This is a genomic window from Paragemmobacter straminiformis (genome assembly GCF_014243445.1).
GTDB lineage: Bacteria > Pseudomonadota > Alphaproteobacteria > Rhodobacterales > Rhodobacteraceae > Paragemmobacter > Paragemmobacter straminiformis.
Map to the genome: position 1 here is coordinate 831396 of NZ_JACLQD010000001.1, position 19792 is coordinate 851187.

The 19792-nt window shown below is 67.5% G+C and carries 19 protein-coding genes; 11 read left to right on the top strand and 8 right to left on the bottom strand.

The features are described from left to right. Window position 1 precedes the first annotated feature (1 nt). Window positions 2–1039 (bottom strand): tRNA 2-selenouridine(34) synthase MnmH, encoded by a 1038-nt coding sequence (gene mnmH / locus H7F16_RS03845; protein WP_185796206.1) that lies wholly within the window; start codon window positions 1037–1039, stop codon window positions 2–4. After that, window positions 1039–2193 (bottom strand): acetylornithine deacetylase, encoded by a 1155-nt coding sequence (gene argE / locus H7F16_RS03850; RefSeq protein WP_185796207.1) that lies wholly within the window; start codon window positions 2191–2193, stop codon window positions 1039–1041. The genes mnmH and argE overlap by 1 nt, the downstream gene beginning before the upstream one ends. 136 nt (window positions 2194–2329) lie before the next feature. On the opposite strand from argE, the gene H7F16_RS03855 reads away from it, so the two are divergent. The 3 genes from H7F16_RS03855 to H7F16_RS03865 all read left to right on the top strand — a co-directional run bounded on the left by H7F16_RS03855 (window position 2330) and on the right by H7F16_RS03865 (window position 5211). After that, the gene (locus H7F16_RS03855; protein WP_185796208.1) at window positions 2330–3010 is read left to right on the top strand and encodes a hypothetical protein; all 681 of its coding nucleotides are present in this window, start codon (window positions 2330–2332) and stop codon (window positions 3008–3010) included. Between the two features lie 377 nt (window positions 3011–3387). After that, window positions 3388–4374: a class I SAM-dependent methyltransferase gene (locus H7F16_RS03860; protein WP_185796209.1), complete on the top strand. Its 987-nt coding sequence runs from the start codon at window positions 3388–3390 to the stop codon at window positions 4372–4374. A 15-nt stretch (window positions 4375–4389) separates the two neighbouring features. Further along, window positions 4390–5211, top strand: a complete 822-nt coding sequence (locus H7F16_RS03865; protein ID WP_185796210.1) for an SDR family NAD(P)-dependent oxidoreductase — start codon at window positions 4390–4392, stop codon at window positions 5209–5211. Here the strand turns inward: H7F16_RS03865 and H7F16_RS03870 are convergent. After that, complete coding sequence (locus tag H7F16_RS03870; RefSeq protein ID WP_185796211.1) at window positions 5208–5606, bottom strand: hypothetical protein; 399 nt, start codon at window positions 5604–5606, stop codon at window positions 5208–5210. The genes H7F16_RS03865 and H7F16_RS03870 overlap by 4 nt on opposite strands. A 126-nt stretch (window positions 5607–5732) precedes the next feature. Between H7F16_RS03870 and hemF the strand changes: the two genes are divergently transcribed. Both hemF and H7F16_RS03880 read left to right on the top strand, forming a co-directional pair. Continuing rightward, a complete protein-coding gene (gene hemF / locus H7F16_RS03875; protein ID WP_185796212.1) occupies window positions 5733–6593 on the top strand; it encodes an oxygen-dependent coproporphyrinogen oxidase in 861 nt (286 codons plus the stop codon). A gap of 44 nt (window positions 6594–6637) precedes the next feature. Then, the gene (locus H7F16_RS03880) at window positions 6638–6982 is read left to right on the top strand and encodes a hypothetical protein (protein WP_185796213.1); all 345 of its coding nucleotides are present in this window, start codon (window positions 6638–6640) and stop codon (window positions 6980–6982) included. A 127-nt stretch (window positions 6983–7109) separates the two neighbouring features. Here H7F16_RS03880 and H7F16_RS03885 read toward each other — a convergent pair whose 3' ends face one another. Next, on the bottom strand, window positions 7110–9617 hold the full coding sequence (locus tag H7F16_RS03885; protein WP_185796214.1) for an ABC transporter permease: 2508 nt from the start codon (window positions 9615–9617) through the stop codon (window positions 7110–7112). Beyond that, window positions 9614–10282, bottom strand: a complete 669-nt coding sequence (locus tag H7F16_RS03890) for an ABC transporter ATP-binding protein (RefSeq protein WP_185796215.1) — start codon at window positions 10280–10282, stop codon at window positions 9614–9616. The genes H7F16_RS03885 and H7F16_RS03890 overlap by 4 nt, the downstream gene beginning before the upstream one ends. Before the next feature lie 13 nt (window positions 10283–10295). On the opposite strand from H7F16_RS03890, the gene H7F16_RS03895 reads away from it, so the two are divergent. The 3 genes from H7F16_RS03895 to H7F16_RS03905 all read left to right on the top strand — a co-directional run bounded on the left by H7F16_RS03895 (window position 10296) and on the right by H7F16_RS03905 (window position 13731). Further along, entirely contained in the window at window positions 10296–10979 is a 684-nt protein-coding gene (locus H7F16_RS03895) for an arylesterase (protein ID WP_185796216.1), read from the top strand. A gap of 158 nt (window positions 10980–11137) precedes the next feature. Further along, complete coding sequence (locus tag H7F16_RS03900) at window positions 11138–12547, top strand: FAD-binding oxidoreductase (protein WP_185796217.1); 1410 nt, start codon at window positions 11138–11140, stop codon at window positions 12545–12547. Next, on the top strand, window positions 12544–13731 hold the full coding sequence (locus H7F16_RS03905; protein WP_185796218.1) for an MFS transporter: 1188 nt from the start codon (window positions 12544–12546) through the stop codon (window positions 13729–13731). Before H7F16_RS03900 ends, H7F16_RS03905 begins: the two co-directional genes overlap by 4 nt. A gap of 137 nt (window positions 13732–13868) precedes the next feature. On the opposite strand, the gene hemC is transcribed toward H7F16_RS03905, so the two are convergent. Continuing rightward, window positions 13869–14813, bottom strand: a complete 945-nt coding sequence (gene hemC / locus H7F16_RS03910) for a hydroxymethylbilane synthase (RefSeq protein ID WP_185796219.1) — start codon at window positions 14811–14813, stop codon at window positions 13869–13871. 95 nt (window positions 14814–14908) lie between these two features. Between hemC and hemE the strand changes: the two genes are divergently transcribed. Further along, the gene (gene hemE / locus H7F16_RS03915) at window positions 14909–15940 is read left to right on the top strand and encodes a uroporphyrinogen decarboxylase (protein WP_185796220.1); all 1032 of its coding nucleotides are present in this window, start codon (window positions 14909–14911) and stop codon (window positions 15938–15940) included. Between the two features lie 53 nt (window positions 15941–15993). Here the strand turns inward: hemE and H7F16_RS03920 are convergent, their stop codons facing one another. Beyond that, window positions 15994–16791 carry a glutathione S-transferase family protein gene (locus H7F16_RS03920; RefSeq protein ID WP_185796221.1) on the bottom strand — a complete coding sequence of 266 codons (798 nt, stop codon included), beginning with the start codon at window positions 16789–16791 and terminating at the stop codon, window positions 15994–15996. Window positions 16792–17100: 309 nt separating this feature from the next. On the opposite strand from H7F16_RS03920, the gene iolG reads away from it, so the two are divergent. After that, a complete protein-coding gene (gene iolG / locus H7F16_RS03925) occupies window positions 17101–18102 on the top strand; it encodes an inositol 2-dehydrogenase (RefSeq protein WP_185796222.1) in 1002 nt (333 codons plus the stop codon). Between the two features lie 339 nt (window positions 18103–18441). Here iolG and clpS read toward each other — a convergent pair whose 3' ends face one another. Beyond that, window positions 18442–18774 carry an ATP-dependent Clp protease adapter ClpS gene (gene clpS, locus H7F16_RS03930; protein WP_185796637.1) on the bottom strand — a complete coding sequence of 111 codons (333 nt, stop codon included), beginning with the start codon at window positions 18772–18774 and terminating at the stop codon, window positions 18442–18444. Between the two features lie 201 nt (window positions 18775–18975). On the opposite strand from clpS, the gene H7F16_RS03935 reads away from it, so the two are divergent. Then, window positions 18976–19692, top strand: coding sequence for an HAD family hydrolase (locus tag H7F16_RS03935; RefSeq protein ID WP_185796638.1), 717 nt, complete (start codon window positions 18976–18978; stop codon window positions 19690–19692). Window positions 19693–19792: the final 100 nt, after the last annotated feature.

Consider the following 19792-nt stretch of genomic DNA (forward strand, 5'->3'; position numbering starts at 1 on the left):
CTCAGCCCTTCACCGCTGCCGCGACCTGATCGGCAATCGCGCCCAGATCGGTCAGGGCCCCCACCGGCACCTCGGTCAGCGGCACCTCCATCCGCGCCCGGTGCTTGCCGTAGCGCGGGTCGTAATGATGCTCCATCAACCCGTCGGCCAGTTCGACGAACCGCCCCGCCGCCGCCATCGCCCGCCATTCGGCCACAAGCGCCGCCGCATGGGCATGGCGCAGCGCGCCAAGCACCGCATCAAGCCGCGCCGGATCGGCCACAAGATCGGCATAGGCGGTGACAAGATACTGCGCCCGCGCCGCCCGCGTGGCCTCGATCGAGATGCGCGGCGCCGCCACCATCGCCCGCCACAGTTTCGGCGGCAGACGCACCTCGCCCACCTTCGAGCTTTCCGCCTCGATCACCACGGGACGCGACGGATCAAGCCGCGCCAGCGCAACGGCAAGCCGGCCCTCGAAGGCCTTCTGGCTCGGCTGGTCGCCCATATGCCCGAACAGCGAGCCGCGATGGTTCGCCATGCCTTCAAGGTCGATCACCTGCACACCGCGTTCCGGCAACAGGTTGAGAACCTCGGTCTTGGCGCTGCCGGTATTCCCGTCAAGCACGACGACGGGGCAGGGAAAGGGCGCGTCGTAAAGCGAATCGACAACCAGATGCCGCCAGCTCTTGTAGCCGCCCTCGATGATCTCGACCCGCCAGCCGATCTGGCTCAGGATCGAGGCGAAAGAACCCGACCTCTGCCCCCCGCGCCAGCAATAGACAAGCGGCCGCCACCCCCCCGGCTTGTCGGCCAGCGGCCCTTCCAGATGCCGCGCCGCGTTCTTGGCCACCAGCGCCGCCCCGATCTTGCGGGCGGCAAAGGGGGCAACCTGCTTGTAGATCGTCCCGACCCTCGCGCGTTCGTCATCATCCAGCACCGGAAGCGAGATGGCACCGGGCACATGGTCCTCGGCCCATTCGGCAGGGGCGCGGACATCGATGATATCGTCGAAGCCAAGCGCGAAGATGTCGAGCAGACCGTTCAGCTTGACCGCCATCAGATCCCCGCCTCCAGCCGCGCGACAAGCTCTGCCAGCATCGCCCCGCAACGCTCCATCTGTTCCACGCTCACATATTCGTCGGGCTTGTGCCCCTGCGCCATCGACCCCGGCCCGCAGATCACCGTGGGAATCCCCAGACGGGCATCGAACAGCCCGCCTTCGGTGCCGAAGGCCACCTTGATCGTGCCATTGGCCCCGGTGAGGGATTTCACGAAATTCACCACCTCGGCCTGCACGGGCGTGCCGAGACCGGGGTAATCCCACAGCCGCTCGACCCGTATCGCCGCCTCGGGAAAGGCCTCATGCAGCGGGGCGACGATGGCGGCGGCCCCCGCCTCGACCTCGGCGATCAGCCCTGCGACATCCTCGCCCGCAAGCGAGCGGATTTCCCAGTCCACCACCGCCTGGTTCGGCACGATGTTGACCTGCACCCCGCCGTTCAGCTTGCCCACATGCAGTGTGGAATAGGCAACGTCGTAATCGGCGTCCTTCATCCCTTCGGCCGCCACCCGCGCCTGCACCGACCGCACGACGCCCACGAAATCCGCCGCCAGATGCAAGGCGTTCAGCGCCAGCGGGGCCAGCGCCGAATGGCCCTCGCGGCCCTGACAGGTCGCCCGCAGCGCCACCTTGCCCTTGTGTCCCGTGGCAACCTGCATCCCCGTAGGCTCGCCCACGATGCAAAAGCGCGGGCGCACCGGGGCCGAGGCCAGCATATCGACCAGCGACCGCACGCCCATGCAGCCGATCTCTTCGTCATAGGACAGCGCCAGATGCAGCGGCACCCGTAGCGGACGCCGCGCGGCATCGATCATCGCCGCGATGGCGCAGGCGACGAAACCCTTCATGTCGGCGGTGCCCCGCCCGTAATAGCGGCCCCCCGCCTCGGTCAGTTCGAACGGCGGATGGGTCCATGCCTGGCCTTCGACGGGCACCACATCGGTATGGCCGGACAGCATGACGCCGCCCGCGCCCCCGGGGCCGACCGTGGCGTAGAGGTTCGCCTTGCCGCCGCCCGCATCGGGGATCAGGACCGATGCGATGCCCGCCTGCCCCAAAAGGTCGCGCACAAAGTCCATCAGGGCCATGTTCGGGCGGTGGCTGACCGTATCGAAACCGATCAGATGGCCAAGAATGTCGCGGGTCTGCATGTCTGTCTCCTGTTGCGACCACCTAACCGCAAAGGGCGCGATTGCGAAAGGGGCGGCACCCCGCATGGTGCCGCCTTCTCTTGCCCCCGCCGTCCGCAGGATGCAAAGGTCACGCCCAGCGAAAGGCCGATTCCCGATGCGCTTGCTTGCCTCCCTCCTCCTTGCCGCGACAGCCCTTGCCCCCTCCGCCGGCGCCGAGACGCAGGCCACCCCTGCACCCGCCGCAACCGAAGCCGCCGCCGGACCGGGCGACGCCAATGCGGGTGCCGTGTCGCAATTCATGGCGGCGCAAGACCTCTTCGCCTTGGGCCGCGCCCGCAAAGACCCGCTTGCCGTGCTTGCCGCCGCCCGCCTTGCCGCGACCATCGTGGCAACCGATACCGACCGCCTTCCCGACCCCGCGGGCGAAGCCGTGCCGCCCAGCCATCCCGATTCCGGAACCATGTTCACCGCCGCAAAGGCCCTCGCCGCCGAGGACGAGGCCCTTGTCGATCTCGTCGCCCGCAGCGCGGCCGAGGCGGCGCGCCTTCCCGCCCGCAGCCTGATCCGCAGCACGCGCGGCATCGCGGCGGGTGCGGCGCAGGTCTATACCTTGCCCTTCTTCGGCGGGTCCGTGGCCGAAGTCGGATTGCTTGGCGATGGCAAGGCGAACCTCGACCTCGCGGTCGCGCTCGACAAGAAGACCGCGCTCTGCCTCGACACCGGCCCCGAGGGACGCGCGCTTTGCACCTTTGCCCTGACCGACAACGCCGAAGTGACCGTCACCGTCACCAACCGCAGCGACAGGGACGCCAGCTACAGCTTGCTCACCAACTGAACGACCACGAATTTTCTGCGAAAATTCCGCGCCGCACCCGAAGCGCAACCTATTGATAAAAAACATTTGCTGCGCAGCGAAACCGCAGCGGAAAGGGGCCTTGCGCCCCCGTTCATCCTTGCCCAAATACTCACCTTTCACCGCCGGATGCGGGCACCACGCCAGCCGTTGCGCGCAGCGCCGCAGCGCGGGACCCGAGTATTTGGGCAAGGCTGAAACGGCAGGGTCACGGGGCAGGGTCAATGGGCAGGATCACGGGGCAGGATCACGGGGCCCGACCTGCCCGCTGCCCGAAGGGCTTGGCCCGCGCCGCCTCTGGCTGTATGGATGGCGGCCCGAAGCCCAACGAAAGGACAGGCCGCCTTCTGCGGCCCCCCATGCGCAGCGCACGCCTCGAACAAGCCCTTGCCTCCGGTCTTCTGTCCCTTCCGGCCGAGGGGCGCATCGCCGTCCTGCGTCCGCGGATCGGCGACGAGTTGCACGACCTGCCGCGCGAGCGGCTTCAGGTCATCACCGGTTTCCGCCCCGATCACGACTGGTTCGCCGCCCGTGGCTATCCCACAGCCCCCCGCGCCGAGGGGACCTTTGCCGCCGCGATCGTCTGCCTGCCCCGCGCCAAGGCCCATGCCCGCGCCCTTCTGGCCGAGGCGGCGCAGATCGTCACGGCAGGCGGCCCCGTCACGGTCGACGGGCAAAAGACCGATGGCATCGACGCCGTCCTGAAAGACCTGCGCGCCCGTGTCGCCCTGTCCGAGTCTCTGTCGAAGGCCCACGGCAAGCTTGCCGTCTTTCCGGCGGGTGACAACCTTGCCGACTGGGCGGCGCGGCCCGCGCAGGTCGACGGGTTCACCACGGTTCCGGGCGTCTTTTCCGCCGATGGCATCGACCCCGGTTCGGCCGTGCTTGCCGCCGCCTTGCCGGCCGACCTCAAGGGCCATGTGGCCGACCTCGGCGCGGGCTGGGGGTATCTGTCGCGCGTGGTGCTGTCGCGGGCGGGGGTGAAATCCTGCCATCTGGTCGAGGCCGAGGCCGAGGCGCTGGACTGCGCCCGTCTCAACGTCACCGACGAGCGCGCGGCCTTTCACTGGGCCGATGCGACCACGTGGAAGGCGCCGCGCATGCTTGACCATATCGTCATGAACCCGCCCTTCCACACCGGGCGCGGGGCGGACCCTGCCTTGGGCGTGGCCTTCCTTGCGGCGGCGGCGCGCAACCTTTCGCCGCAGGGCGTGCTTTGGCTGGTCGCGAACCGCCACCTGCCCTATGATCGCACGCTGACCACGCTGTTCCGCGATGTCACCGAAATCGGCGGTTCTTCGGCCTACCGGCTGACCCGCGCCGCCTTGCCGCTGCGGACGCGCTGACACAGGGGTTATCCGATGTCCTTTTCCATCGCCGGCAAGACCGCCATCGTCACAGGGGCCGCGAATGGCATCGGCCTCGCCATCGCCCGCCACCTTGTCGACAAGGGCGCGAATGTGATGTTCGCCGACATCGACGAGGACCGTCTCGAAGAGGAAGTCGGGGCCGGGTCTCGCGCCGAGGGCCCGGTGCGCATGTTCGCGGGCGACCTGCGCGAACGGCTGACCATCGCCAACCTGCTGTCGGCCACCATCGACGCCTTCGACCGCGTCGACGTTCTGGTCAACGCCAGCCGCCAGTTTTCGGTCTCGGACGCGCTCGACCCCGAAAAGGATTGCGTCGAGTCCCTGCTTGACCAGAACCTGATGACCGCGCTGCGCCTGTCGCAGATGACGGCGAAACGCATGATCGCCAAGGCCGGAAAGTCACCGTCCGACGGGGACGGGGCCGCCCCGATCATCGGCTCGATCATCAACCTGTCCTCGCTTGCCGCGACGCGCACGCAACCGGCGCTTCTGGGCTATTCGATCAGTTGCGCCGCCGTCGAGCAGATGACCCGCTCGCTCGCCGTGGCGCTGGCCCCCAAGGGCATCCGCGTCAACGCCGTCTCCTTCGGTTCGGTGATGAGTGCCAGCTTGCAGGCCGCCCTGAGGGACGAGGGCGACTGGCGCGGCGTGATCGAGGCGGGCACCCCGCTCGGCCGCATCGCCGCCGCCGACGAGGTTGCCGAAGCGGTGCATTTCCTCGCCTCAGACGCCTCGGGCTTCATGACGGGGCAGGTGCTTACGGTCGACGGCGGGCGCGGCCTTGTCGACGGGGTCGCGGTCCCTGCGCATTAACTCTCGGGATATTGCGCCTTGCATTGCGCGATGACCGATTGCGCCTCGCGGGAAAGCTGGTCGCGCTTGGTGTAAAGGCTTTCAAGCTTGGCCCGCTCGGCGTTCAGGTCGATGGCCACGGGCCGCGTGCGGGTCTCGACCTCGTCCTCGAGGCAGGGGCGCGTGGTGTTGGCAACCGCAGGGTCGCGCGAGGGGACGACGCATTCCTTCCAGACCGGAACGGTGACGATATATTCCTCGTAGGCATAGCCGCGGTCCAGATTTCCCTGCACCTCGGAAACCAGCTTCTCGACCGTGCGCAAGTCGCGCGTATTGCGGTTGATGCACTGCTCTTGCGGCGTGCCGCAGGCGGCAAGAAGCGGCAGGATCGACAGCGAGAGGGCAAGGCGGCGCATGGGGAAACCCTTTCCGTGGAATGGCACGCGCCCGTTCTAAGCCCATCGCGCGGTGATGCCAAATGCCATGTTGGCGCGGCTTGTTCCATTTGCTAGGCATTGGGGTGTAAACCCAAGGAGACAGCGATGAGTGACCCGTTCGATGCGCGCAAGGCCGAAGCCGCCGCTTGGTTCCGGACATTGCGCGACCGGATCGTCGCCTCGTTCGAAGACCTCGAGGACCGTTACGGCACCGGCACCCCCGGCCGGTTCGAGGTGACCCCCACGACCCGCGCCGATGGCGGCGGCGGGTTGATGAGCGTGATGCGCGGCGGCCGCGTGTTCGAGAAGATCGGCGTCAACGTCTCGGAAGTGCATGGCACCCTTGGCGAACGCGCGCAAAAGGCGATGGCTGCGCGCGGCGTTCCGGGAATGGACAAGGACCCGCGTTTCTGGGCATCGGGCATCAGCCTTGTGGCCCATATGGTCAACCCGCATTGCCCCGCCGTGCATATGAACACCCGCATGTTCTGGACCCCGCACGCCTGGTGGTTCGGCGGGGGCGCGGACCTCAACCCCTGCATCGAATATGCCGAAGACACCGCCCATTTCCACGGCCAGATGCAGGAAGCCTGCGACGCCCACGACCCTGCCTATTTTCCCAGGTTCAAGGCCTGGGCCGACGAGTATTTCTTCGTCCCCCACCGTGGCCGCGCGCGCGGCGTGGGCGGCATCTTCTACGATGACCTGAACACCGGCGACTGGGAGGCCGACTTTGCCTTTACCCGCGACGTGGGCGCGCATTTCCTGCCCGCCTTCGTGCCGCTGACCGAAAAGCGCGTCGGCACGACATGGACCGAGGCCGACCGCGAGGCGCAGCTTGTCCACCGCGGGCTTTATGCCGAATACAACCTCGTCTACGACCGCGGCACCAAGTTCGGTCTGGAAACCGGACATGACGCCAACGCCGTGCTGATGAGCCTGCCGCCCGTGGCCAAGTGGACATGACGCCTGCCCCGCGCTAAAGGGGGCGCGACACAGGCGGGGACATCATGGCCGATATCGAGATCAAGGCGCGGGCCTTCTGGAGCGACAGCGAGGGTGACAGCATCGCCGTGGGCTTTGCCGCGACCGAAGACCCCGAAGACGGCTATGTGCTGTTCGAGGGCAGGAAAGGCGCTGCGCCGAAAGCGATCTATGTCGAGGTGTCCGACGACATCTTCGGCGCCGATGACGCCATCGAAAGCGTGGCCCATGCCGAGGCGGGGTTCACACTGACCCTGACAGCCAAGGCCGCGCCGAAATTCGGAATGGTGCGCGAGGTCGTGGTGACCATCGACCCCGCGGACGAGGATGGCATGGCCGCCCTCGCCGTGCTGAAAACCCTGATCGCCTGAACGGTTTCTGACGCAGAAGCCGGCCCGGAATTTGGCGCAAATTCCGGTCCCCGCGACCAAGCGGGCCGCAGATGCCCCCCGATTTCCGCGTGCGGAAATCGTCGCGGAATTTGCGCCAAATTCCGCGCTACTCCTGCCCCCGCAGCACCTGCGCCGGACGCGCCGCAAGCGGGCGCAGCGCGAACAAAAGCCCCGCAACGGTCGTGGCCAGCACGCCACCCGCCACGATGGCAATGGCCGACAGGGGTTCAAAGGCATATTTCGCCTCCATCACCCAGACCATCACCGCCCATCCCGCCATTCCCCCCGCAAGGATCGCCACCGCGCCCGCCGCGGCCCCCATCAGGGCCGAACGCAGCGCGAATGAACCAAGGATGCCGCGCCGCGTCGCCCCCAGCGTCTTCATCACCGCCGCCTCGTAGACCCGCGCAGGCTCTCCGGCCGCCGCCGCGCCGATCAGCACCACGAAACCCGTCAGCAAGGTCGCCGCCGCCGCCCATGCGGTTGCCGTGGCAATGGCCGAAAGGGCCTCGGTCACGCGGCCGATGGCGTCGCGGATGCGGATGGCGGTGACATTGGGCATGGCCTTGGTGATGTCGCGCAGAAGCGGCGCTTCGGCCTCTTGCGGCGCATAGACCGTGGCAATCCATGTATGCGGCGCGCCTTGCAACGCGGCGGGGTTCATCGTCATCACAAAGCCCATTCCGGCGCTTGAGAAATCCACCTGCCGGAAACTGGTGATCGTCGCCGGAATGTCCCGCCCCAGCACGTTGACGACAAGGCTGTCCCCGATCTTCAACCCGATCTCTTCGGCCTCTTCCGCCGCAAAGGACACCTGCGCGGGGCCGGTGTAATCCTTTGGCCACCACTTGCCCGCCACGACCTTGGCATTGGCCTGCGGTTCCTCGGAATAGGTGATGCCGCGATCCCCGCGCACCACCCAATGCTCGCCCGCCACCTCTTTCGCGGGCCGTCCGTTGATCTGCGTCAGCACCCCGCGCAGCATCGGCGCGCTTTCCACCTTGGTCACCAGCGCATCGCCTTGCACGCGGGCAAGGAAGGCCTCGATCTGGTCGGGCTGGATATCGACGAAAAAGAACGCGGGCGCCCGTGTCGGCAGATCGGTCGCGATGGCCGACCGGAGGTTCGCGTCGATCTGCCCCACCGCCGCCAGCACCGACAGCCCCAAGCCCAGCGAAAGCACGACCGAGGACGCCTCGGCACGTGGCCCGCCGATGGCCGCCAAGGCCAGCCGCAGCCCCGGCCTGCCCCGCGCAAACCCGCGCCTCGCCGCCCAGCGCGCGCCATGCCGCAGGCCCCAAGCTGCAAGCCACAGCACCGCCAGCGCCCCCAGCACGCCCGCCGCGGCACCCAGCGTCAGCTTCCAGTTGCCCGAAAACCAGACCGCCCCGCCCAGCAGCAGCGCCGCCAGCGCCACGATCCCGACAACACGCTTGCCCGCCACCCGCCGCGACTGCACCGCCCCCCGATACAGCGCCGCCGCCCGCAACCGCTCGACCCGCGCAAGCGGCCAGAGCGTGAACAGGAAGGCGGTGACCAGACCGTAGAACGCCGCCTCGACCAGCGGCATCGGGTATAGCCCCACATCGGCAGGGAAGGGCAGCGAGGCTTCGATCACCCCGCCAAAGGCCAGCACCGCCCCCGCGCCAAGGCCAAGCCCCAGCGCCACGCCAAGCCCCGCCAGAACCGCCACCTGCAACAGGTAGATGCGAAAGATCAGCCGCCCCTCGGCGCCCAGCGTCTTGAGCGTGGCGATGGTCGCCGTCTTGCCGTCAAGATAGGCCCGAACCGCCGCCTGCACGCCCACGCCGCCCACCGCCAGCCCCGCGATGCCCACAAGGACAAGGAACGCCCCCATCCGGTCCACGAACCGCTCCACCCCCGGTGCCGCTCGGCTCCGGTCGGCCCAGCGCATCCCCTTGTCGGCAAAGGCCGCCTCGGCCTCGCGCTTCAAGGCGGGCAAGCGCGCCCCGGGTGCCAGCCGCAGCCGGTATTGCGTCTCGTAAAGCGAGCCGGGCGCCAGCAACCCCGACCCGTCGAGCGCCTTGGTCAGAACGATGGTGCGCGGCCCCAGCGAAAAGCCGCCCGTGGCCGAATCCGGCTCGCGCAGCAGCACGGCCCCAAGGCGAAAGACCCGCGTGCCAAGGCTGAAACGGTCGCCAAGGGCCAGCCCCAGCCGTTCCACTAGCACCTTGTCCATCGCGGCCCCGGGCAGGCCGCCCGCATCTGCCAATGCCCCGGCCAGCGTTCCGGCCTCAAGCGTCACGGCACCGACCAGCGGATAGGCACTGTCGACGGCCTTTACCTGCGTCAGCGCCGAATCCTCGCCCACCACGGCCATCGACCGGAAATCGACGATCTCCGACACGGCCTCGGCCTGCGCCTCCATCCACGCCCGCTCCTCGGGTGCGGCGAAGCGATAGGTGAATTCAAGCTGCGCGTCCCCGCCCAGCAGAACCGCGCCCTGCTCCTGCAACCCCGCCCCGATGGACGCCCGCACCAGCCCCACGGCGGCAATCGCGGCAACTCCCAGCGCAAGACAGGCCAGAAACACCCGGAACCCGCGCAATCCCCCGCGCAATTCGCGCCGCGCCAGACGCCATGCAAGGCTCATGCGACGCGCCCGTCGGCCAGATGCACCACCCGGTCGCAGCGCGCGGCAAGCTCGGGCGCATGGGTCACAAGCACAAGCGTCGCCCCGTGCCGGTCGCGCAACCCGAACAGCAACTCCATGATCGCGGCCCCGTTCACGCCATCGAGGTTCCCCGTCGGCTCGTCCGCCAGCAGGATCGCCGGCCGCGGTGCCGCCGCCCGCGCCAGCGCCACGCGCTGCTGCTCGCCCCCCGACATCTGGCTCGGATAATGGTCCATCCTTGCGCCCAGACCCACGGCCCGCAACTCGGCCTCGGCCCGCGCGAAGGCATCGGCCACGCCCATCAACTCAAGCGGCACGGCGACATTCTCAAGCGCGGTCATCGTCGGGATCAGGTGGAACGACTGGAACACCACCCCCATCCGCCCCCGCCTGAACCGCGCCAGCGCATCCTCGTCCAGCGCGGTCATATCCTGCCCCAGCGCCACCACGCTGCCGCCCGTGGCCCGTTCGAGTCCCCCCATCAGCATCAGAAGCGACGACTTGCCCGACCCGCTCGGCCCGACCAGCCCGACGGTCTCGCCGGCATGAACTTCCAGTGATATGCCCTTGAGTATCTCGACCGGCCCCGCATTTCCCGCCAAGGTCAACCGCGCATCCTTCAGCGCCAGAACGGTATCCGTCATGCAATCTGCCCCTATGCCTTCCCCCAGATATGGCGCGGCCCGCGCGATCCGCAACGTCACGTTTGCGTTTGCGGCCATCGCGGGGGCGACCGCAGCAAGCATGGCACAGGCCGAACCGCTCACCCTCGTGGCCTTTGGCGACAGCCTGACCCAGGGCTACGGCCTGCCCGAGGGTGACGGGCTTGTCCCGCAATTGCAGGCATGGCTCACCGCCCAAGGCGCCGATGTCACGGTCCTCAACGCAGGCGTCTCGGGCGATACCACCGCCGGAGGGCTTTCGCGCATCGCATGGACGCTGACGCCCGATGTCGATGCCATCATCGTCACCCTCGGCGGCAACGACCTTCTGCGCGGCATCGACCCGTCCGAGACCCGCGCCAATCTCGACGGCATCCTGACCGAAACGCAATCCCGCAACCTGCCCACCCTGCTCGTCCCGATGGTCGCCCCCGGCAATTTCGGCGCCGGCTACAAGACCGCCTTCGACGCGATCTACCCCGACCTTGCCGCCGCCCACGGCGCAACCCTTGCCCAACCCTTCTTCGCCCCGCTCACCGGGGGAAGCGAGGACCCCGCCGCCATGCAACCCTGGCTGCAAGCCGATGGCATCCACCCCAACAAGGACGGCGTGGCCAAGGTGGTCGCCGTCCTCGGCCCCGAAGTCCTCGCCCTGCTGAAATCCCTCCCCGCCAACTGACCGCGCTTTCATACTCGTCCAAATATCCTCGGGGGGAAGGCGCGGCCTGCCGCGCCTCGGGGGGCAGACGGCCCCCCGCCCTGCCCTTTCACCCGTTACCCCGCTTGCATCTTCCGCGCCTCTGTCCGATCAATCCCGCGACAAGCCACAGGCGCAGCATGACCCTCCTTACCGACCTCACCGCCCTGCTCGGTCCCGCCCATGTCCTGACGGGAGCCGATGCCCATCGCCTCGCCCATGACTGGACCGGCACCTACCGCGGCAGCCCGCTTGCCGCCGTCCGCCCCGCCGATACGGGCGAAGTGGCTGCGGTGGTGCAACTTGCAGCCCGCCACGGCATCCCCGTCATCCCCGTCTCGGGCAACACGGGCCTCACGGGCGCGACCTATACGGAAAACGGCCTCCTCCTCTCGCTCGAACGCCTCAACCGCATCCGCGAGATCCGCCCCGGCTCGCGCCTTGCCGTGGTCGAGGCGGGCGTGATCCTCTCGCGCCTGCACGAGGCGGCCGAAGGGCATGGCCTCTACTTCCCGCTCTGGTTCGGCGCGCGCGGCTCGGCCATGATCGGGGGCGTGCTGTCCACCAACGCGGGCGGGTCCAACGTGCTGCGCTACGGCTCGACCCGCGCGCTGTGCCTCGGCCTCGAAGTCGTGCTGCCCGATGGCCGCGTGCTCGACCTCATGTCGGAACTGCACAAGGACAATTCCGGCTACGACCTGCGTGACCTGTTCATCGGGGCCGAAGGCACGCTCGGCATCATCACGGCGGCGGTGATGAAACTGGTCCCTGCCCCCCGCGCCCATGCGACCGCGGCACTTGCGATGGGCAGCCTGCCCGATGCGCTGACCCTGCTGAACCGCCTGCAAGAGGCATCGGGCGGCCTTGTCGAGGCCTTCGAATTCATGCCCGAAACCTACAGCCGCAGGCTGGCGCAGGTCCGCCCCGATCTCGGCCTGCCCTTCGCCGCCATCCCTCCGGTGACGATCCTTGTCGAACTGGGGGCCACCGCGCCCTTTCTTGCCGAACCCGACGCGGGCGGCACCCCCCGCCTGACCGCCCTGCTACAGGAAACGCTGGCCCGCGCGATGGAGGAAGGCCTTGTCCATGACGCCGTGATCGCCGCATCCGAAGCCCAGAGCCGCGCCCTTTGGGCAAGGCGCGAGGCGGCGGCGGAAATCACCTTTGCCAAGCGCCCCTTCATCGACACCGACATCGCCGTCCCGCTCGACCGCGCCGAAGCCTTCCTCACCGAAATCCACGCCCGCCTTGCCGCCTTTGCCCCCACGGCCGAAACCCTGACCGTGGCGCATCTGGGCGATGGCAACCTGCATTTCACCGTCTTTCCCGAAGCCGATGATCCCGCCTTCCACGACCGCGTGGTCGAGACCATCGAAGATGTCGTGCAATCGCTGCGCGGATCCTTCAGCGCCGAACATGGCGTGGGCCTGTCGAAACGGAACTCGATGGCCCGCCGCAAGGACCCCGTGGCGCTCGACGTGATGCGCGCGGTCAAATCCGCACTCGACCCGGACAACCGCATGAACCCCGGCAAGGTGCTTCCCGAATGACGCTCGCCTCGGTCCTGCGCGACCCCACGCTGCGCCTGATCGCGGTTGCCCTCTTGCTGATGGGGGCGCTCAACGCCTCGGTCTACCCCTACCAGTCGCTTGTCGGAATCGAGAAGATCGGCCTCTCCGAGCCGCATTTCGCCCTCGTCCTTGTCATGGCCTCGGTCGTGGCGGTCACGGCGTCGGTGCTTCTGGGCATCCTTGGCGACCAGCGGGCGGGGCGGCGGCGCATCGCGCTGGCCACCGCCTCGGCGGGGGCGCTTGGCGTGGGGCTGATGCTCGCCGCCCCCGGAACGCTGTCGCTCGTCCTGTGCCACGGGCTGCTCCTGCCTGTCGCCTCCTCGCTCTACGGCCAGCTTTTCGCGCTCGCCCGCCTTGCGCGGTCCGAGGATGGCGCGGTGCGCGATGCCATCACGGGCACGGTGCGTTCGGCCATGTCGCTGTCCTTCCTCGGGATGCTCGTCTTCTGGAAACTGGCGTTCGGCGCGGGCGTCGACGTCATGGCGATCTACATCTCCGCCCTCGTCGCGGCGGTCTGCATGACCACGCTGCTGGCGCTGTTCTGGCCCAAGGACGGGACAACCCGCTGGGATGACCAGCCCTCGGGCCTGAACCTGCGCGCGGCCATGGCCGAGATGGCCCGCCCGCAAATCCTGCTCCGCGTGCTGTGCCTTGGGGCCGTGGCCGCCTCGGGCAACCTCTACATGGTGCTGACCACGCTGATCTTCGACGCAAGCCCCGTCCGCGATCAGGGCGATGTGGCGCTTTACGTCGGCATCGTCGCGGGGTGGGAGGTTCCTTTCATGCTGCTCCTGCCCCGCGTCATCGGGCGGATGAAGCGCCAGCATGTTCTGGCCGCAGGGGCGGCGCTCTACTGCGTCCACCTCGCGCTTCTGCCGGTGCTGGCCGACCACGCCTCGGTCTGGGTGCTGACGCTGTTCGCGGGTCTCGGCGGCACGGCGATCATCACCCTGCCCATCGCCTATTATCAGGACCTGCTGGCCGGACGTCCCGGCACGGCGGGGGCGATGCTGGCGGTGCAAAAGCTTGTCGCCGATACCATGGCCGCCGCCGCCTTCGCGCTTGGCACGACGCTGGGCGGCTTCACCCTCACCGCAGCCCTCGGGGCGACCATCGCCATGACAGGGGCCGCAGCCCTGCTCTGGATCGACCGCAACAGGTAACGGGGCCGCGCAAGGAAGCGCCCGCCGTTTCATCCTTGTCCAAATACTCGAATCCTACGCCCGCCGCCCGACGCAGGGGCCGCAGGCAAAGGTGCCTTCCTTCCCCCCGGTCGCAGAAAAGGGGGGCGGGCGGCACCTCAATGCCAGCCGAAGAAATCCTTCGGCGCGCGGCCCAGCAATTCCTCGGCCAGATCGCGCCCCAGCGCCGCCGCGTCGGATATCACGCCCCGCCGCGCGCCGCTGATCGATTCCGTCCCGTCGGGGCGCAAGATCTCGCCGCGCAGCCACAGGTTTTCCCCGTCGAGGATCGCCAGCCCCGCAATCGGCGTCTCGCAAGACCCGTCCAGCCGTTGCAGGAACGCCCGCTCCGCCGCCAGCCGGATGCCCGTCTCGCGGTGGTGGATCGCAGACAGCATCCATTCCACCCGCGCATCGGCCACGCGCCGCTCGATCCCGATCGCCCCTTGGGCCACGGCCGGCAGCATCTCTTCGGGTGCAATCGCCGCCCGCGCCACATGCGCCATGCCAAGCCGGTTCAACCCCGCCATCGCAAGGAAGGTCGCCACGGCAACGCCTTCGTCAAGCTTGCGCATCCGCGTCTGCACGTTGCCGCGAAACTCGACCAGCTTCAGGTCGGGCCGCCGCAGCGCCAGTTGCGCCCGCCGCCGCAACGACGACGACCCCACCACCGCCCCCTGCGGCAAATCCGCCAGGCCGCCGTGACGGGGCGAGACGAATCCGTCGCGCACATCCTCGCGCGGCAGGTAGCAGTCAAGCACCAGCCCCTCGGGCTGAAGCGTCGGCATGTCCTTCATCGAATGGACCGCGATATCGATGCCGCCTTCCAGCAGCGCCTCTTCGATCTCGCGCGTGAACAGCCCCTTGCCGCCGATTTCCTTCAACGGCTTGTCAAGAATCTGGTCCCCCGTGACCTTGATCACGACAATCTCGAAGGCCGCTTCCGGCAAGGAAAACGCGGCCATCAGCGCGCGTCTCGTCTCATGCGCCTGCCACAGCGCAAGGGGCGATCCGCGGGTGCCGATCTTGAGGGGTTGGGCGGGGTTCGGAAGCGCATGGGTCATGGCGCGAAGCCTTACATGTGTCACGCTAGCCTGACAACTCTTGACAAGCATCCGCACAACCCCGACCCATGTGGATGCAACAAAGGGGCAGACGGATGAGCGACAAGACGATCCTGAGGGCGCTGAAAGGCGAGGTTCTTCCCACGCCCCCGATCTGGATGATGCGGCAAGCGGGGCGCTACCTGCCCGAATACCGCGCCACGCGGGCGCAGGCGGGCGATTTCCTCTCGCTCTGCTACACCCCCGACCTTGCGGCCGAAGTGACCTTGCAGCCGATCCGCCGCTACGGCTTCGATGCGGCGATCCTTTTCGCCGACATCCTGCTGCTTCCGCAGGCGCTTGGCCCGAAACTCTGGTTCGAAACCGGCGAAGGCCCGCGGATGGAAACGACCACCACGATGGCCGCCGTCAAGGCGCTCAAGTCCAAGGACCTGATCCACGAAACCCTCTCGCCCGTCTACGAAACCGTCCGCATCCTGTCGCGCGAACTGCCGCGCGAAACCACGCTGATCGGCTTTGCCGGCGCCCCCTGGACGGTTGCCACCTACATGATCGCGGGTCGCGGCTCGAAGGATCAGGGGGCCGCGCATGCCCTCAAATCCGCCGACCGCGAGACCTTCTCGGCCCTGATCGACGTCATCACCGAAGCCACGGTCGATTACCTGTCGGAACAGGTCAAGGCAGGGGCCGAGGTGGTCAAGCTGTTCGATTCATGGGCCGGTTCGCTGAAAGGCGCGGATTTCGAGGATTTCGCCGTCAAACCCACCGCCCGCATCATCGCCGCCCTGCGCGCCCGCCATCCCGGCCTGCCGATCATCGCCTTCCCGCGCGAGGCGGGTCAGGGCTACATCGGTTTCGCGCGGAAAACCGGTGCCGATTGCGTCGCACTCGACAATTCGGTCACGCCGGAATGGGCGGCCGCCCATGTGCAGGTCTCGGGCTGCGTTCAGGGCAATCTCGCCCCCGAACATATGGTCACGGGCGGCGAGGCGCTGGTGCGCGAAACCCGCAAGGTGGTCGAAGCCTTCCGCAACGGGCCGCATATCTTCAACCTCGGCCACGGCATCACCCCCGATGCCGACCCCGAGAATGTCGCACTTATGGTGCAGACGGTGCGCAACGGCTGACAGACGGGGCGTTACAGACGGGCGACGCGCCTTGCAGCAGGGCCGCCGCCGCCTCAGACCAGCCCCAGTTCGGCATCGGTGGCGATGCGGTCGTATTTGTCGGTCGGCGGCATCGGGCGGTCGCGCCAGTGCGGCGCAAAGGTGAAGGATGATTTCATCCGCCCCGCCGGCAAGGCCCCGTTCCCCGCACCGGCGGCGTAATCGTAGTAGAGCTTGACGATCTCGTCATATTGCACCTGCTGCGCGGCCGGATGCGACAGGCAGGCCGCCTTCCACCGCGCGACGCGGGCAAAGGCGGGGTCGTCGGGCAAGGTAAAGCCTTCGTAATGGTCCAGAAACCAGAAGCGCATCATCAGCGGCGTATAGACGGCCTCGGCCCAGCCGAAACGGTCGAACAGAAAGGTTCCTTCGGGGTTGTAGAAGCGCAAACCTTCGTCAAGCCATGCGTATTGGTCCAGCAGCGCCTTGCGCCGTTCCTCGATCTTGGCGCGGTCGCGGTTCATCACCATGCCATAGCCCGCGTTGCCGAATGGCCCCTCGCGCGTGGTGAACAGCCGTTCGACCGCCCGCTCGTAAGGGTCCGTCCGCGCCACGGGCACCTCGGGGTAGCGCTCGTCGAAATAGGCCATCAGCACAAGGCTCTCTTTCAGGATGCGCCCCTGCTCGTCCTCAAGAACGGGCAGCGCCGTCGTGCCGCGGGTCTTTTCCAGCAACCATGCCTCGCGCGGCTTGGTGATGTCGACGACCTGAAACGTCACCGCGTCGCGCAGCCCCTTCAGCTCCAGCACGATCTCGACCCGCTGCGAAAAGGGGCAGACCGGAATATGGTAGATGATCGGTTTCGCGGGCATGGCGGCCTCCATTTCACTCAGCGACATTAGGGTCGGCACGGTCCGGCGCGCAACCGCGCAGATGGTGCGGCATTTTGGAATTTTTCAGTTGAACTGCGCCAAACATGGAATATAAATTCCACAAGCAAGGCGCGCCCATGCCGCAGGGCGTCAGGCGGCAAGACGATTCGACGGCAAACAAAGGGCTTCGATGCCGACGGGGCACAAGACCCCCGCTGATGCATTTGACCCAAAGGCAAAGGGCGTCTATCGCGCGCAAGCCGCCCGCAGGAACACCGCCCCCAAGGGGCAGCAACGAAAGAGGATGACATGACGATCAGGTTCGGACTTCTCGGCGCAGGCCGCATCGGCAAGGTGCATGCCAAGGCCATCACGGGCGATGCCAACGCCAAACTGGTGGCGGTGGCCGATGCCTTCCCCGCCGCGGCGCAGGCCATCGCAGACCAATACGGCTGCGACATCCGCAGCATCGATGCGATCCTTGCCGCCAAGGACATCGACGCCGTGGTGATCTGCACCCCCACCGACACCCACGCCGACCTGATCGAAGCCTTCGCCAAGGCCGGCAAGGCGATCTTCTGCGAAAAGCCCATCGACCTGTCGCTCGACCGCGTCAAAGCCTGCCTCAAGGTGGTGCGCGACACCAAAGCCATCCTGATGGTCGGCTTCAACCGCCGCTTCGATCCGCATTTCGTCGCCGTAAAGGGCGAAATCGCCAAGGGCAGCATCGGCGCCATCGAAATGGTCACCATCACCTCGCGCGATCCGGGCGCCCCGCCGCTCGACTATATCGCCCGCTCGGGCGGCATCTTCCGCGACATGACGATCCATGACTTCGACATGGCCCGCTTCCTTCTGGGCGAGGAAGTGGCCGAGGTTTCGGCACAAGCCTCGGTCCTCGTCGATCCGGCCATCGGCAAGGCGGGCGATTACGACTCGGTCCAGGTCTTGCTGCGCACCGCCACCGGAAAGCTGGCCGTCATCTCGAACTCGCGCCGCGCCACCTATGGTTACGACCAGCGGATCGAGGTCCACGGCTCCAAAGGTGCCGTCTCGGCCGAAAACCAGCGCCCCGTCTCGATCGAGGTGGCATCGGCCACGGGCTACACCCGCCCGCCGCTGCACGACTTCTTCATGACCCGCTACACCGAGGCTTATGCCGCCGAAATCGCGACCTTCATCGCCGCCATCGCGGGCAAGGCTCCCGCCTCCCCCTCGGGCGAGGACGGGATGCTCGGCCTTGCACTGGCCGAAGCCGCGCTGAAATCGGTCAAAGAGGGCCGGACGGTCAAGGTTTCCGAAATCCTCTGATCCCGCGCGACCCGACAGCCTTGCTCCCCGAACGCCGTGCAGCCCCGCTGTGCGGCGTTTCGCTTTGGCAACCACCCCCGCCGCCCCGCCCCACAGGGCGCAAGGCGGGCAAGTCAGGCGCGCGCCTTGCGGCGTTCCACCCTGCACGGCGGTTTCACCTTTGCCCAAATACTCATGCCACGGCCCCGCCCCGCGCATCGCCGCAAGACGGCCACCCCGGATTTCCGGCGAAAATTCCCGCCCCCACGCCCGAAAGCGGCGCCCGATTTTTCGCAGAAAAATCGCGGTCGGCCAAAAGGAAAGGCGCCTGTCAGGACAAGGGCGAAACCGGCGCGCCGGTTACTCCTCTTTCTCCATCGTGCATTGCAACGGGTGCTGGTGGCGGCGGGCGAAATCCATCACTTGCGCCACCTTGGTTTCCGCCACCTCGAACGAGAACACGCCCACCACGGCCAGACCCTTCTTGTGCACGGTCAGCATGATGTCGAAGGCCTGCGCATGGCTCATGCCGAAGAACCGCTCCAGCACATGCACCACGAATTCCATCGGCGTGTAATCGTCGTTCAGCAGCATCACCTTGTACATCGGCGGGCGCTGCGTCTTAGACTTGGTCTTGGTCAGAACCGAGGCATCGTTGCCAGGCCCTCCCGGACCTGCGGGGGTGCTTGCCATGTGGAACGGGGTCAAGGTCACGGCAAGCAGGCTCCGTCGCTGGCTGAGAGAGTCGGGATTTTCCATTGCCCCTCCAATATAGCCCAAAAGCCGCCTGCGAAAAGGGGTTCGCGCAAATGCCGCCTTTTCCCCGCCGTCCGGCCCCATCCGCCGCTTGCACCCTCGCCGCCCGCGCGGCACAAGTCGGTGGCACAGCCCCGGATGGCCCCCATGATCACGACCATCGGCTTCGACGCCGACGACACGCTCTGGCAGAACGAGGCCTTCTTCCGCCTCACGCAGGACCGTTTCACCAGCCTTCTGGCCGACTATGCCGAAACCTCGCATCTGCATGACCGCCTTCTGGCGGCCGAGCGTCGCAACCTTGGCCATTACGGCTTCGGGGTAAAGGGCTTCACCCTGTCGATGATCGAGACCGCCATCGAGGTGACCGAAGCGCGCGTTCCCGCATCGGTGATCGCCGAGCTGATCGCCGCAGGGCGCGAGATGCTGGCCCACCCGATCGAGCTTCTGCCCCACGCCGCCGAGGCCGTGGCCGAACTCGCCCGCGACCACCGCGTGATCCTGATCACCAAGGGCGATCTGCTGGATCAGGAACGCAAACTCGCGCAATCCGGCCTTGGCGATCTGTTCCACGCGGTCGAGATCGTCTCGGACAAGACCGCCCGCGCCTACGAGACGATCTTCTCGCGCCACGGCGACGGGGCCTGCCGCGCGCTGATGGTCGGCAACTCGCTGAAATCCGATGTGATCCCGGTTCTCGACGCGGGCGGATGGGGCGCGCATGTGCCGCACGGGCTGACATGGGCGCTCGAACATGCCGAAGCCCCCGCCCACCATCCCCGCTTTCTGACCCTGTCTGACCTGTCGGAATTGGCCGATAAGGTAGAATTGATCAAAGCCACCCACAACATCTAGCGCCAGCGCCGCTGCGCGGGGTTTCGCCGCCCCCCATACCAATGCATGCAGATTCCCGCCAAACCCTTTGAAACTAGGGGGTTTTCCCGATCACTACCCT

What these genes read in the sequence shown, in the direction of transcription:
- H7F16_RS03920 (WP_185796221.1), bottom strand. Translation starts at nt 16,791, where the DNA reads ATGCCCGCGAAACCGATCATCTACCATATTCCGGTCTGCCCCTTTTCG.
- H7F16_RS03880 (WP_185796213.1), top strand. Translation starts at nt 6,638, where the DNA reads ATGGCCGATATCGAGATCAAGGCGCGGGCCTTCTGGAGCGACAGCGAG.
- H7F16_RS03890 (WP_185796215.1), bottom strand. Translation starts at nt 10,282, where the DNA reads ATGACGGATACCGTTCTGGCGCTGAAGGATGCGCGGTTGACCTTGGCG.
- H7F16_RS03885 (WP_185796214.1), bottom strand. Translation starts at nt 9,617, where the DNA reads ATGAGCCTTGCATGGCGTCTGGCGCGGCGCGAATTGCGCGGGGGATTG.
- argE (WP_185796207.1), bottom strand. Translation starts at nt 2,193, where the DNA reads ATGCAGACCCGCGACATTCTTGGCCATCTGATCGGTTTCGATACGGTC.
- H7F16_RS03865 (WP_185796210.1), top strand. Translation starts at nt 4,390, where the DNA reads ATGTCCTTTTCCATCGCCGGCAAGACCGCCATCGTCACAGGGGCCGCG.
- clpS (WP_185796637.1), bottom strand. Translation starts at nt 18,774, where the DNA reads ATGGCAAGCACCCCCGCAGGTCCGGGAGGGCCTGGCAACGATGCCTCG.
- hemE (WP_185796220.1), top strand. Translation starts at nt 14,909, where the DNA reads ATGAGCGACAAGACGATCCTGAGGGCGCTGAAAGGCGAGGTTCTTCCC.
- hemF (WP_185796212.1), top strand. Translation starts at nt 5,733, where the DNA reads ATGAGTGACCCGTTCGATGCGCGCAAGGCCGAAGCCGCCGCTTGGTTC.
- H7F16_RS03935 (WP_185796638.1), top strand. Translation starts at nt 18,976, where the DNA reads ATGGCCCCCATGATCACGACCATCGGCTTCGACGCCGACGACACGCTC.
- mnmH (WP_185796206.1), bottom strand. Translation starts at nt 1,039, where the DNA reads ATGGCGGTCAAGCTGAACGGTCTGCTCGACATCTTCGCGCTTGGCTTC.
- H7F16_RS03895 (WP_185796216.1), top strand. Translation starts at nt 10,296, where the DNA reads ATGCCTTCCCCCAGATATGGCGCGGCCCGCGCGATCCGCAACGTCACG.
- H7F16_RS03905 (WP_185796218.1), top strand. Translation starts at nt 12,544, where the DNA reads ATGACGCTCGCCTCGGTCCTGCGCGACCCCACGCTGCGCCTGATCGCG.
- H7F16_RS03900 (WP_185796217.1), top strand. Translation starts at nt 11,138, where the DNA reads ATGACCCTCCTTACCGACCTCACCGCCCTGCTCGGTCCCGCCCATGTC.
- H7F16_RS03870 (WP_185796211.1), bottom strand. Translation starts at nt 5,606, where the DNA reads ATGCGCCGCCTTGCCCTCTCGCTGTCGATCCTGCCGCTTCTTGCCGCC.
- hemC (WP_185796219.1), bottom strand. Translation starts at nt 14,813, where the DNA reads ATGACCCATGCGCTTCCGAACCCCGCCCAACCCCTCAAGATCGGCACC.
- iolG (WP_185796222.1), top strand. Translation starts at nt 17,101, where the DNA reads ATGACGATCAGGTTCGGACTTCTCGGCGCAGGCCGCATCGGCAAGGTG.
- H7F16_RS03860 (WP_185796209.1), top strand. Translation starts at nt 3,388, where the DNA reads ATGCGCAGCGCACGCCTCGAACAAGCCCTTGCCTCCGGTCTTCTGTCC.
- H7F16_RS03855 (WP_185796208.1), top strand. Translation starts at nt 2,330, where the DNA reads ATGCGCTTGCTTGCCTCCCTCCTCCTTGCCGCGACAGCCCTTGCCCCC.